Raw genomic sequence first — 12,558 nt, forward strand, 5'->3', positions numbered from 1 at the left:
TTCGGTGTGGTTATTTCGCCCCTTCGGAGAAGAGTCGTGAAGCGACCAGCAATCATTCTGATTTGCCTGCTGCTGCAGGCATGCTCGGCCACCACTAAAGGGCTGGGAAACTCACTGTGGGAAAGCCTGTTCGGCACACCGGGCGTGCATCTGACCGATGACGAACTTCAGAACATGCCCTATGCCAGTCAGTACATGCAGCTTAACGATGGCCCGCAACTGTTTGTGGTGCTCGCTTTCGATGAAAACGGGCAGCAGAAATGGGTGACGCAGGATCAGGCCACCATCGTGACGCAGCATGGTCGTATCGTGAAAACCCTCTTGGGCGGCGATAACCTGCTGGAGGTGAATAATCTCGCTGACGACCCGCTGATCAAGCCGAACCAGATCGCCAACGGCGCGGGCTGGACGCGCACGATGGGCTGGACCGAACACAAGCAGGTGCGTTACGCCACGGCACGCTCGACCTTCCGCTGGGACGGCACCGACAGCGTGAAGGTCGGCAGCGACGAAACGCAGGTTCGCGTGCTGGATGAAGAGGTCACCACCGACCAGGCCACCTGGCACAACCGCTTCTGGATCGACGAGGAAGGGCAGATCCGCCAGTCCTTACAGTATCTCGGTGCCGGATTCTTCCCGGTCAAAACCACCCTGATCAAGGCGGCGAAATCATGAAAACGCTCATTCACGCTGCGCTTATCGCCAGTTTTGCCGCGCCGCTGGCATGGTCCGCGGGAACGGTAAAGGTCTACACGCCGGACAGTGAAAAACCTAAAACCTTAACCCACGCCGAACATCTGCTCGATCTCGTCGGACAGCCAAGGCTTGCCAACAGCTGGTGGCCAGGCGCGGTCATCGCTGAACGGCAGAAGACCGTGGAAGCGGAACAGCAGCACAAGGCGCTTCTTGCCAGGCTAACGGGACTCGCGGAACAGGAAGACGGCGACGACGCGGCGGCCATTAACAGCGTCCGTCAGCAGCTGCAGGCACTGAAGGTGACGGGCCGACAGAACGTCAATCTTGACCCGGATGAGGTGCGTGTCACGGAAAACGGCAACCCGACCCTGGAAGGGGACTATACGCTCTGGCTTCCGGCGAAGCCGACGACGGTGACCGTGATGGGGCTGATCGGCAGCCCGGGTAACAAGCCCTTTACCCCCGGCCGCGACGTGGCGAGCTACCTCGACGAGCAGAGTCTGCTGAGCGGTGCGGATAACAGCTACGCCTGGGTGGTTTACCCTGACGGCCACACGCAAAAAACCCCCGTTGCTTACTGGAATAAACGCCATATCGAACCCATGCCGGGCAGCATTATTTTTGTCGGTTTTGCCGACCATTTCTGGACGAAGGCGTATGACGGGCTTAACGCCGATATCCTTCACTCCCTGATTCAGCGGATACCGGAATAATGAAAAGAACCTATCTCTACAGCATGCTGGCGCTCTGCGTGAGTGCCGCCTGCCATGCAGAAACGTATCCGGCACCCATAGGCCCGTCTCAGTCAGACTTCGGCGGCGTCGGTTTACTGCAAACGCCCACCGCGCGTATGGCGCGCGAAGGGGAAATTAGCCTTAACTACCGTGATAACGACCAGTATCGTTACTACTCGGCGTCGGTGCAGCTGTTCCCGTGGCTTGAAACCACGCTGCGCTATACCGACGTCCGTACGAAACAATACAGCAGCGTCGAGGCGTTCTCAGGCGATCAGACCTACAAAGATAAAGCCTTCGACGTCAAGCTGCGCCTGTGGGAAGAGAGCTACTGGATGCCGCAGGTCTCCGTGGGCGCCAAAGATATTGGCGGTACCGGCCTGTTTGATGCGGAATACATCGTGGCCAGCAAGGCCTGGGGGCCGTTCGACTTCTCGCTCGGTCTGGGATGGGGCTATCTCGGCACCAGCGGCAACGTGAAAAACCCGTTTTGCTCCTACAGCGATAAATACTGCTACCGCGATAACAGCTATCAGAAAGCGGGCTCCATCAACGGCGACCAGATGTTCCACGGCCCGGCCTCGCTGTTTGGCGGCGTGGAGTATCAGACGCCCTGGCAGCCATTGCGCCTGAAGCTGGAGTACGAGGGGAATGACTACTCGCAGGACTTCGCCGGGAAGATTGAGCAGAAGAGCAAGTTTAACGTCGGCGCCATTTATCGCGTCACCGATTGGGCCGACGTTAACCTCAGCTACGAGCGCGGCAATACGGTGATGTTTGGCTTTACGCTGCGCACCAACTTCAACGACATGCGGCCGCACTACAACGACAACGCACGGCCTGCATACCAGCCGGAGCCGCAGGATGCGATTCTGCAGCACTCCGTGGTGGCAAACCAGCTGACGCTGCTGAAATACAATGCCGGTCTGGCGGATCCAAAAATTCAGGTGAAAGGCGATACGCTTTACGTCACCGGCGAGCAGGTGAAATACCGCGACTCGCGGGAGGGGATCGAGCGCGCCAACCGGATCGTCATGAACGATCTCCCGGACGGGATCCGTACGATCCGCGTGACGGAGAACCGTCTCAACCTGCCGCAGGTGACGACGGAAACGGACGTTGCCAGCCTGAAGCGCCATCTGGAAGGCGAACCGCTCGGACATGAAACCGAGCTGGTGCAAAAACGCGTTGAGCCGATCGTGCCGGAGACCACCGAGCAGGGCTGGTATATCGACAAGTCGCGCTTCGATTTCCATATCGATCCGGTGTTGAACCAGTCCGTCGGCGGGCCGGAAAACTTCTACATGTATCAGCTGGGCGTCATGGCGACGGCGGATCTGTGGCTGACCGACCACCTGCTGACCACCGGCAGCCTGTTCGGCAACATCGCCAACAACTACGACAAGTTCAACTACACCAACCCGCCAAAAGACTCGACGCTGCCGCGCGTGCGTACCCGCGTGCGTGAGTACGTACAGAACGATGCCTACGTGAACAACCTGCAGGCCAACTACTTCCAGTACTTCGGTAACGGCTTCTACGGTCAGGTGTACGGCGGGTATCTGGAAACCATGTACGGCGGTGCGGGGGCAGAAGTGCTTTATCGTCCTGTCGACAGCAACTGGGCGTTCGGGATTGATGCCAACTACGTCAAACAGCGTGACTGGCGCAGCGCCCAGGACATGATGAAGTTCACCGACTACAGCGTTAAAACCGGTCACCTGACCGCCTACTGGACGCCGTCGTTCGCGCCTGACGTGCTGGTGAAAGCCAGCGTCGGTCAGTACCTGGCGGGCGATAAGGGCGGCACGCTGGATATCTCCAAACACTTCGACAGCGGCGTCGTGGTGGGCGGCTACGCCACCATTACCAACGTCTCGCCGGACGAATATGGGGAAGGGGACTTCACCAAAGGGGTTTACGTGTCGATTCCGCTGGATCTGTTCTCATCCGGTCCAACCCGTAGCCGCGCGGCCATCGGCTGGACGCCGCTGACGCGTGACGGCGGTCAGCAGCTTGGACGTAAGTTCCAGCTGTACGACATGACCAGCGATAAGAACATTAACTTCCGCTGATGCTTCACGCCGGGCGGCACTGCGTTTGCCCTGCCTACGGTTTTTGTAGGCCGGGTAAGCGCAGCGCCACCGGGCGAATGCGCCAAACATAAACAAAAAATATAGATCCCCGTCACATTTTTGCGTTATACAGAAACCTCGCCCTGGAGAATGAGGTGCTGTATGACATCCCTGACTCGCCCGCGCGTTGAGTTTATCTCAACTGTCCTCCAGACCGTGCTGAACCTCGGTCTGCTGAGCCTTGGCCTGATCCTGGTCGTCTTTTTGGGTAAGGAGACGGTGCATCTGGCGGATGTGCTGTTCGCCCCTGAACAAACCAGCAAATATGCGCTGGTGGAAGGCCTGGTGGTCTACTTTCTCTACTTTGAATTTATCGCCCTGATTGTGAAGTATTTTCAGTCCGGCTTTCACTTCCCGCTGCGTTATTTTGTCTACATTGGGATCACCGCGATTGTGCGGCTGATCATCGTCGATCATAAATCCCCGCTCGATGTGCTGATCTACTCGGCGGCGATCCTGCTGCTGGTGATCACCCTCTGGCTGTGTAACTCGAAGCGGCTGAAACGCGAATAAAAAAATGGCGGCCCGGAGGCCGCCTAACAACAGTCACAAGTTGGGTCAATACAATACGTCTAAAGTTGAGGGTTGCAGTGGCATAACAAAATGAAACTTAACCTTTCACACCGCCCGCCGTCAGGCCGTTCACCAGCCAGCGCTGCGCCAGCAGGAACACCACGGTAATCGGGATGGCAGAGAGTACGGCCGCCGCGGCAAAGTCGCCCCACAGGTAGTTTTGCGGGTTGAGGTATTGCTGCATCCCTACGGCCAGGGTGTAGCTGTTCACATCACGCAGTAACAGTGAGGCAACCGGTACTTCGGTGATCGCAGCGATAAACGACAGGATAAACACTACCGCCAGAATCGGCACCGACAGCGGCAGCAGCACCAGGCGGAACGCCTGCCATGGGGTCGCGCCATCCAGCGCGGCCGCTTCTTCCAGCGAACCGTCGATGGTTTCGAAATAGCCTTTAATGGTCCACACATGCAGTGCGATACCGCCAAGGTAGGCGAAGATCACGCCGCCGTGGGTGTTCAGACCGATAAACGGAATGTACTGGCCCAGGCGGTCAAACAGGGCATACAGCGCCACCAGCGACAGCACCGCCGGGAACATCTGGAAAATCAGCATCCCTTTCAGCAGCGTCGCTTTGCCCGGGAAACGCATGCGGGCAAAGGCGTAAGCGCAGGTGGTGGACAGCGCCACGATACCGATCGCAGTAATGCCTGCGATTTTCACCGAGTTCCACAGCCACAGCAGCACCGGGAACGGCGGCGGCGTGACGCGGCCATCCGCGTGTTCCACGCTGAAGCCCAGCGCGAGCTTCCAGTGCTCCCAGGAGATTTCGTCCGGGATCAGGCTCCCGGTGGCGAAGTTACCCGAACGCAGGGAGATGGCGATAACCATCAGCAGCGGGAACATGATCGCCGCGATAAAAATCAGCAGGCCCAGGTGCGTCGCCAGGAGGCGCAGTTTCTGAGATTTGGGTTGTACCATAGCCATGTTCAGTGCCCTCCTTAGTCAAATTTCATACGCGTGGCTTTCAGGTTCACAATCGCCAGGGCGCCCACCAGCAGGAAGATCAGGGTGGCAATCGCTGCCGCCAGACCGAAGTCCTGACCGCCGCCGCCTTCGAAGGCGATACGGTAGGTGTAGCTCACGAGCAGGTCGGTATAGCCTGCCGGCGTGGTGGTGCCAAGACGGTCCGGGCCGCCGTTGGTCAACAGCTGAATCAGCACGAAGTTGTTAAAGTTAAAGGCGAAGCTGGCAATCATCAGCGGGGTGAGCGGCTTGATGAGCAGCGGCAGCGTAATCTTAAAGAAGTTCTGGAACGGACCCGCGCCGTCCATCGCCGAAGCTTCGTACAAGTCATCCGGGATGGCCTTCAGCAGCCCCATGCACAGGATCATCATGTACGGATAGCCCAGCCAGGTGTTCACGATGATGATCATCGAGCGGGCGGTGGTCGGGTCGCTGAACCAGGCCGGTTTGATGCCGAACAGCGCGCTCAGCATCATGTTGATTTCACCGAAGCTCTGGTTAAACAGCCCTTTGAAAATCAGAATCGAGATAAACGACGGCACGGCATACGGCAGAATCAGCAGCACGCGGTAGATCGCTTTGCCCTTCAGGGATTCCCACTGGACAAGACAGGCCAGCACCATGCCCACGGCCACGGTGAGGATCACGGTCAGTACGGAGAAGACCACCGTCCAGACGAAGATGGCGAAGAACGGTTTCTGAATGCCTTCGTCGGTAAACACGCGGGTAAAGTTGTCCCAGCCGATGGTGACGGTGTAGCCCGGGCTGAGCTTGTCATCACCCCATTTGCCGTCGGCAGTAATGGACTGATAGAAACCAATGTCGTTATTCGGACGGTACTTCACGCCGCTCTGGTTGTTGGTCAGCGTGCCGTCATCCCCCAGGGTATAGAGCGGTTGGGTGCCGGAGAACTGGCGCAGCGAGCTCATGATCACTTTGCTGTCGTCTGGCAGCACGGCGGTGAGCTGGGTCAGCGCCTGACGGTTTTGGGTGATGACGCGCAGGTTGGCACGTTCACCTTCCGGCAGAGCCTGGGCCTCTTTTAAGGCCAGCTTCTGCTCGCCGCCAAATTTGAAGGCGTCAGAGACATAGTATTTCCCGCTTGCTTCGTCAGTAAGCGCTAACTTCCATTCGTTGCCTGCGGGATAAAGGCCGAAGTTAAAGGTCTTGCCTGCCTGGTATGAGCGGTCCAGCAGGACCTGCTGCGCGCGTTCCTGCGCAAGCTGGTTGGTGCTGCTGTAGTTGGTAAACGCAATGGCGACGGTACAAATCAACGGGAACAGGACAAACAGCCCCATCCCGGCCACGCCCGGGTAGACATAGCGCCAGGCATAGGCTTTACGGTTGGCGAAAATATACAGGCCAGCAGAGCTTAAAATCAGCGTCATGATGGCGAACAGATATTCCCCTTGTACGTACATTAAAACAACAAGGTAACCCACCAGCAGACACAGCAGACCGATCGCTGACCATTTCAGCGCGTCGCTTTGCCACCAGCGTTTCTTTTTAATGACATCCATGGGGTTCTTCCTCTACAACGGTGGAATCTTATCGTCAGGTGGCGCTGCGCTTACCTGACCTACGGATCGTGCCGTAGTCGTAGGGCGGGTAAGCGCACGCGCTACCCGCCGTTTTTCAGACTTACTTAGTAATACGACCCTGAGCATCTTTCAGTGCGGCATCGACAGTCTGACGACCGCTTGCAGCGTTGATAACCGCGGTACGGGTGGCGTACCAGAATGCGGCCATCTGTGGGATGTTCGGCATGATTTCGCCTTTCTGGGCGTTATCCATGGTGGCCGCGATACGTGGGTCTTTCGCCAGCTGATCCTGGAAGGATTTCAGCGCAACGGCACCCAGCGGTTTGTCCTTGTTCACTTCATCCAGACCCTGATCGGTCAGCAGGTAGTTTTCCAGGAACTCTTTCGCCAGCTCTTTGTTCGGGCTGGCGGCGTTGATGCCTGCGCTCAGCACGCCAACGAACGGTTTAGACGGCTTGCCTTTGAAGGTTGGCAGCAGCGTCACGCCGTAGTTGACTTTGCTCTTGTCGATGTTGGTCCAGGCCCACGGACCGTTGATGGTCATCGCGGTTTCGCCTTTGTTGAACGCCGCTTCCGCGATGGAGTAATCGGTATCCGCGTTCATGTGTTTGTTCTTGATCAGGTCGACCAGGAAGGTCAGGCCCGCTTTCGCGCCCGCGCTGTCGACGCCCACGTCTTTCACGTCGTATTTGCCGTTTTCAAACTTGAACGCGTAACCGCCGTCGGCAGCAATCAGCGGCCAGGTGAAGTACGGCTCTTGCAGGTTGAACATCAGGGCAGATTTACCTTTCGCCTTCAGCTCTTTATCCAGTTTCGGGATCTCTTCCCAGGTTTTCGGTGGGTTAGGGACCAGGTCTTTGTTGTAAATCAGAGACAGGGCTTCAACCGCGACAGGGTAAGCGATCAGCTTGCCGTTATAGCGAACGGCGTCCCAGGTGAACGGGAACAGTTTGTCCTGGAAAGCTTTGTCCGGGGTGACTTCAGCCAGCAGGCCAGACTGTGCGTAACCGCCAAAACGGTCATGCGCCCAGAAGATGATGTCCGGGCCGTCGCCGGTTGCCGCAACCTGCGGGAATTTCTCTTCCAGTTTGTCCGGGTGCTCTACGGTCACTTTGATGCCGGTGTCTTTCTCGAATTTTTTGCCCACTTCGGCCAGGCCGTTATAGCCCTTGTCGCCGTTAATCCAGATAACCAGCTTGCCTTCTTCAATTTTGGCGAGCGCCGGTGCGGAAATCATCATTGCTGCAAGGGCGGACAATGCGAAAACGCGTGCGCCAGTCTTGATATTCATATCTGCCATCCTTTTTGGTGATGTCTCGTGGTATGACTTCAGTGGTTCAACGTGACTCAGTCTCCTTATTTGACATCCTCTTTCCATCCTCCCAACCCCTACGCCCCACCCCCCGTTTGTGTGATCTCCGTTGCATAAATTTAAGTTATGAGTGCTGGCGCACATAAAAACGCACTGAATTTTGCAGGCGGCTTCACGAATTTTGCCTCAGCCCGCCCACGCCGGTCGCAGAGCCTGCTCTCTCATCCTCCCGCCTCCTCCCCCATAAAAAAGCCGGGGGGTGGAGGATTCGTGAAAGTAATGGATCCCCCATAGTCACCTTATCTTGAATGTTTCTGTCGGTGACAGGTTGTAACGAAGGGAGAAGGGCATGGCGAGCGTACAGCTGCGTAATGTAACGAAAGCCTGGGGTGACGTTGTGGTGTCGAAAGACATCAATCTGGACATCCACGAAGGTGAATTCGTGGTATTTGTCGGCCCATCAGGCTGCGGTAAATCAACCCTGCTGCGTATGATTGCCGGTCTTGAAACCATCACCAGCGGCGACTTGCTGATCGGTGATACCCGAATGAATGACATCCCGCCTGCCGAACGTGGCGTAGGCATGGTGTTCCAGTCTTATGCACTCTATCCCCATCTTTCCGTCGCCGAGAACATGTCCTTTGGTCTGAAGCTGGCCGGCGCGAAGAAAGAGGTGATTAACCAGCGCGTGACGCAGGTGGCGGAAGTATTACAGCTGGCGCACCTGCTGGAGCGTAAACCGAAAGCGCTTTCCGGCGGTCAGCGTCAGCGTGTGGCGATTGGCCGTACCCTGGTCGCCGAGCCGCGCGTCTTCCTGCTCGACGAACCGCTTTCCAACCTGGATGCCGCCCTGCGCGTCCAGATGCGTATCGAAATCTCCCGTCTGCACAAGCGTCTTGGCCGCACGATGATTTACGTCACCCACGATCAGGTCGAAGCGATGACCCTCGCCGACAAAATTGTGGTGCTGGATGCCGGCCGCGTGGCGCAGGTGGGCAAACCGCTGGAGCTGTATCACTACCCGGCAGACCGCTTTGTTGCGGGCTTCATTGGCTCGCCAAAGATGAACTTCCTGCCCGTCAAAGTGACCGCGACAGCCATTGAACAGGTACAGGTGGAGCTGCCAAACCGTCAGCAGGTCTGGCTGCCGGTCGACAGCGCCAACGTACAGGTGGGGGCAAACATGTCCCTCGGTATTCGTCCTGAGCATTTACTGCCGAGCCACATCGCCGATGTGACGCTGGAAGGTGAAGTTCAGGTCGTCGAACAGCTTGGTCACGAAACACAGATTCATATCCAGATCCCCGCCATCCGTCAGAACCTGGTCTACCGCCAGAACGACGTGGTGTTGGTAGAAGAGGGTGCCACATTCGCTATCGGCTTGCCGCCAGAGCGTTGCCATCTGTTCCGTGAGGATGGCACTGCATGTCGTCGGTTGCACAAAGAGCCAGGCGTTTAAGCAATCCCAAAAGAAGACACGAAACCGACAGGTGAAGTGTTCAAAGAAAAGCAATGATCTCAGGAGATAGAATGATGATTACTCTGCGCAAACTTCCTCTGGCAGTTGCCGTCGCAGCGGGCGTAATGTCTGCTCAGGCAATGGCCGTGGATTTCCATGGTTATGCTCGTTCCGGTATCGGCTGGACGGGGAGTGGCGGCGAACAACAGTGCTTCCAGGCAACCGGTGCTCAAAGTAAATACCGTCTGGGTAACGAATGTGAAACCTATGCGGAACTGAAGCTGGGCCAGGAAGTGTGGAAAGAAGGCGACAAGAGCTTCTACTTCGACACCAACGTAGCGTACTCCGTGGCGCAACAGAACGACTGGGAAGCCACTGATCCGGCGTTCCGTGAAGCCAACGTGCAGGGTAAAAACCTGATTGAGTGGCTGCCAGGTTCCACCATCTGGGCCGGTAAGCGCTTCTATCAGCGTCATGACGTCCACATGATCGACTTCTACTACTGGGATATTTCAGGTCCTGGTGCGGGTATCGAAAACGTCGATCTAGGCTTCGGTAAACTGTCTCTGGCCGCGACCCGTTCTCAGGAAGCGGGTGGCTCATACATCTTCACCAGCAACGATATCTATCATAACTTCAAAGACACCGCTAACGACGTCTTCGATGTGCGTTTAGCGCAGATGGAAATCAACCCGGGCGGTACGCTGGAGCTGGGTGTTGACTATGGCCGAGCTAACAAAACTGACGGTTACAGCTTCGCTGACGGCGCATCTAAAGATGGCTGGATGTTCACCGCTGAACATACCCAGAGCATGCTGAAAGGCTACAACAAGTTTGTTGTCCAGTACGCTACCGATGCAATGACCACTCAGGGCAAAGGTATTCCGCAGGGTTCGTTCACCGGCAACAACTATGACAAAGACGCTGAAATTGGTGTTGTAGACAACAAGATCAACAACAACGGCTCTCTGGTTCGTATTCTTGACCACGGTGCGATCTCTTTGGGTGACAGCTGGGATCTGATGTACGTCGGTATGTATCAGGATATCGATCGTGACGACAACAACGGTACGACCTGGTACACCGTGGGTGTGCGCCCAATGTATAAATGGACGCCAATCATGAGCACCTTGCTTGAAGTGGGCTACGACAACGTTAAGTCGCAGAAAACTGACGATACCAACAACCAGTACAAAATTACCCTTGCACAGCAATGGCAGGCCGGTAACAGCATCTGGTCTCGTCCAGCGATCCGTGTCTTCGCAACTTACGCGAAGTGGGATGAGAAATGGGGTTATGACAACGGCATTGCAAAAAGCGATACCAAAGCCACAACCTACAGCCGTGGTGACAACGATGAGTGGTCCTTCGGCGCCCAGATGGAAATCTGGTGGTAATCCCGTCTTAATCTGACGTAATGACCAAACTGAGGGGCGCAAGCCCCTCAATCCTTGGGACGGCGCGCTATTGCCTGGCTACCGCTGACCTGTGCATTTTGAGGTGATAACAATGAAAATGAACAAAACTCTCCTTGCCCTTTGTTTATCCGCAGGGTTGCTGGCGAGCGCGCCTGCTGTAACGCTCGCTAATGTGAATTTCGTTCCGCAAAACACAACATCCGCGCCGGCCATTCCGGCAGCTGCGTTGCAACAGCTGGTCTGGACGCCTGTCGATCAATCTAAAGCCCAAACGACCCAGCTCTCGACGGGTGGGCAACCGCTTAATGTTCCGGGTATTAGTGGTCCGGTGGTCGCGTACAGCGTGCCCGCTAACATTGGCGAACTGACGTTAACGCTCTCCAGTGAAGTCAATAAACAGACCAGCGTCTTTGCGCCGAACGTGCTGATTCTTGACCAGAACATGACGCCTTCTGCGTTCTTCCCGAGCGAATATTTTACCTATCAGGAACCGGGCGTCATGAGCGCCGATCGCCTGGAAGGGGTAATGCGCCTGACGCCTGCGCTGGGTCAGCAGAAAATTTATGTACTCGTCTTCACCACGGAAAAAGATTTGCAGCAAACCACCACGCTGCTTGATCCTGCGAAGGCCTATGCCAAAGGCGTAGGTAACGCCGCACCGGATATCCCGGATCCGATCGCCCGCCACACCACTGACGGTCTTGTGAAGCTGAAAGTGTCGACCAGCAGTGCGTCCAGCGTCCTGGTCGGCCCGCTGTTTGGCTCCTCCGGTACCGGCCCTGTCACCGTGGGCAACACCGCTGCGCCTGCCTATACCGCACCCGCTGCCACGGCAGCCGCACCGGTAGCGACCGCAGCGCCGGCCCCGGCGAAGAAAGCGGAGCCGGTACTGAACGACACCGAAGAATACTTCAACAATGCCATCAAGCAGGCAGTGAAGCGCGGCGATGTCGATAAAGCGCTGAAGCTGCTTGATGAAGCCGAACGTTTAGGTTCAACCACTGCCCGTTCCACCTTTATCAGCAGTGTAAAAGGCAAGGGGTAACCGTTTCCCCACAATGCTGATTTGTTAGTCGTTTGGTGCGCCTGAGTGGGCGCACTTTTTTTCGTCTCCGCCGGGCTGTTGCACTCTTGTTGCGATCGTGATCGTTAAATAACGTTTGGCCCCCCTCAATCCGCGTTTCTGCGATACAATGCCTGTACGTTATGTATCGGAGAGTCTGGCATGTCACACCCTGCGCTAACGCAACTGCGTGCGCTGCGCTATTTCGACCAAATACCTGCGCTTGATCCGCAGCAGCTGGACTGGCTGTTGCTGGAAGATTCCATGACAAAACGTTTTGAGCAGCAGGGAAAAACGGTCACGGTGACCCTGATTCAGGAAGGGTTTGTCTCCGGCGATGAGATCGCCAACGAGCTGCCGCTGCTGCCGCACGAGCCACGTTACTGGCTGCGTGAAATTTTACTCTGCGCTGACGGCGAGCCGTGGCTTGCCGGACGGACGGTGGTGCCCGAGTCCACCCTTTCCGGGCCCGAGCTGGCGCTGCAGCGTCTGGGGAAAACGCCGCTGGGGCGTTACCTCTTCACCTCGTCAGAACTTACCCGGGATTTTATTGAAATTGGTCGTGATGCCGAACTGTGGGGGCGTCGTTCCCGCCTTCGCCTGAGCGGTAAACCGTTAATTCTGACGGAGCTTTTTTTACCGGCATCACCGTTGTACTAA

11 protein-coding genes are annotated in these 12,558 nt (G+C 56.6%); 8 read left to right on the plus strand and 3 right to left on the minus strand.

Annotated features, from left to right (window positions below; translation table 11 throughout):
- Positions 1 to 36 precede the first annotated feature (36 nt).
- From ACOTXF_RS11865 to psiE, 4 genes are all read left to right on the plus strand, one after another.
- On the plus strand, positions 37 to 675 hold the full coding sequence (locus tag ACOTXF_RS11865; RefSeq protein ID WP_023345253.1) for a YjbF family lipoprotein: 639 nt from the start codon (positions 37 to 39) through the stop codon (positions 673 to 675).
- Entirely contained in the window at positions 672 to 1,409 is a 738-nt protein-coding gene (locus ACOTXF_RS11870) for a capsule biosynthesis GfcC D2 domain-containing protein (protein WP_074172858.1), read from the plus strand. Before ACOTXF_RS11865 ends, ACOTXF_RS11870 begins: the two co-directional genes overlap by 4 nt.
- Complete coding sequence (locus tag ACOTXF_RS11875; RefSeq protein ID WP_008503426.1) at positions 1,409 to 3,505, plus strand: YjbH domain-containing protein; 2,097 nt, start codon at positions 1,409 to 1,411, stop codon at positions 3,503 to 3,505. The genes ACOTXF_RS11870 and ACOTXF_RS11875 overlap by 1 nt, the downstream gene beginning before the upstream one ends.
- 162 nt (positions 3,506 to 3,667) lie before the next feature.
- Positions 3,668 to 4,078, plus strand: coding sequence for a phosphate-starvation-inducible protein PsiE (psiE, locus tag ACOTXF_RS11880; protein WP_021242727.1), 411 nt, complete (start codon positions 3,668 to 3,670; stop codon positions 4,076 to 4,078).
- 97 nt (positions 4,079 to 4,175) lie between these two features.
- Here psiE and malG read toward each other — a convergent pair whose 3' ends face one another.
- The 3 genes from malG to malE all read right to left on the minus strand — a co-directional run bounded on the left by malG (position 4,176) and on the right by malE (position 7,937).
- Entirely contained in the window at positions 4,176 to 5,066 is an 891-nt protein-coding gene (gene malG, locus ACOTXF_RS11885) for a maltose ABC transporter permease MalG (RefSeq protein ID WP_008500077.1), read from the minus strand.
- 14 nt (positions 5,067 to 5,080) lie between these two features.
- Positions 5,081 to 6,625 (minus strand): maltose ABC transporter permease MalF, encoded by a 1,545-nt coding sequence (gene malF / locus ACOTXF_RS11890; RefSeq protein ID WP_025912219.1) that lies wholly within the window; start codon positions 6,623 to 6,625, stop codon positions 5,081 to 5,083.
- Positions 6,626 to 6,746: 121 nt separating this feature from the next.
- The gene (gene malE / locus ACOTXF_RS11895; protein WP_008500079.1) at positions 6,747 to 7,937 is read right to left on the minus strand and encodes a maltose/maltodextrin ABC transporter substrate-binding protein MalE; all 1,191 of its coding nucleotides are present in this window, start codon (positions 7,935 to 7,937) and stop codon (positions 6,747 to 6,749) included.
- A gap of 370 nt (positions 7,938 to 8,307) precedes the next feature.
- Here malE and malK point away from each other — a divergent pair, with 370 nt between their 5' ends.
- The 4 genes from malK to ubiC all read left to right on the plus strand — a co-directional run bounded on the left by malK (position 8,308) and on the right by ubiC (position 12,558).
- Complete coding sequence (gene malK / locus ACOTXF_RS11900; RefSeq protein WP_008500080.1) at positions 8,308 to 9,417, plus strand: maltose/maltodextrin ABC transporter ATP-binding protein MalK; 1,110 nt, start codon at positions 8,308 to 8,310, stop codon at positions 9,415 to 9,417.
- A gap of 71 nt (positions 9,418 to 9,488) precedes the next feature.
- Positions 9,489 to 10,814, plus strand: coding sequence for a maltoporin (locus ACOTXF_RS11905; RefSeq protein WP_074172857.1), 1,326 nt, complete (start codon positions 9,489 to 9,491; stop codon positions 10,812 to 10,814).
- 112 nt (positions 10,815 to 10,926) lie between these two features.
- Positions 10,927 to 11,880: a maltose operon protein MalM gene (gene malM, locus ACOTXF_RS11910; protein ID WP_008500082.1), complete on the plus strand. Its 954-nt coding sequence runs from the start codon at positions 10,927 to 10,929 to the stop codon at positions 11,878 to 11,880.
- 180 nt (positions 11,881 to 12,060) lie between these two features.
- Positions 12,061 to 12,558, plus strand: coding sequence for a chorismate lyase (gene ubiC, locus ACOTXF_RS11915; RefSeq protein WP_021242729.1), 498 nt, complete (start codon positions 12,061 to 12,063; stop codon positions 12,556 to 12,558).

Origin of the sequence: Enterobacter cloacae complex sp. IR53041 (assembly GCF_049238285.1) — a bacterium.
Classification (GTDB): Bacteria; Pseudomonadota; Gammaproteobacteria; order Enterobacterales; family Enterobacteriaceae; genus Enterobacter; species Enterobacter roggenkampii.

Coding starts and splice junctions, on each gene's coding strand:
- malF (WP_025912219.1), bottom strand. CDS start 6,625: ATGGATGTCATTAAAAAGAAACGCTGGTGGCAAAGCGACGCGCTGAAA.
- malE (WP_008500079.1), bottom strand. CDS start 7,937: ATGAATATCAAGACTGGCGCACGCGTTTTCGCATTGTCCGCCCTTGCA.
- malG (WP_008500077.1), bottom strand. CDS start 5,066: ATGGCTATGGTACAACCCAAATCTCAGAAACTGCGCCTCCTGGCGACG.
- ACOTXF_RS11875 (WP_008503426.1), top strand. CDS start 1,409: ATGAAAAGAACCTATCTCTACAGCATGCTGGCGCTCTGCGTGAGTGCC.
- malM (WP_008500082.1), top strand. CDS start 10,927: ATGAAAATGAACAAAACTCTCCTTGCCCTTTGTTTATCCGCAGGGTTG.
- ACOTXF_RS11870 (WP_074172858.1), top strand. CDS start 672: ATGAAAACGCTCATTCACGCTGCGCTTATCGCCAGTTTTGCCGCGCCG.
- ACOTXF_RS11905 (WP_074172857.1), top strand. CDS start 9,489: ATGATGATTACTCTGCGCAAACTTCCTCTGGCAGTTGCCGTCGCAGCG.
- ubiC (WP_021242729.1), top strand. CDS start 12,061: ATGTCACACCCTGCGCTAACGCAACTGCGTGCGCTGCGCTATTTCGAC.
- malK (WP_008500080.1), top strand. CDS start 8,308: ATGGCGAGCGTACAGCTGCGTAATGTAACGAAAGCCTGGGGTGACGTT.
- psiE (WP_021242727.1), top strand. CDS start 3,668: ATGACATCCCTGACTCGCCCGCGCGTTGAGTTTATCTCAACTGTCCTC.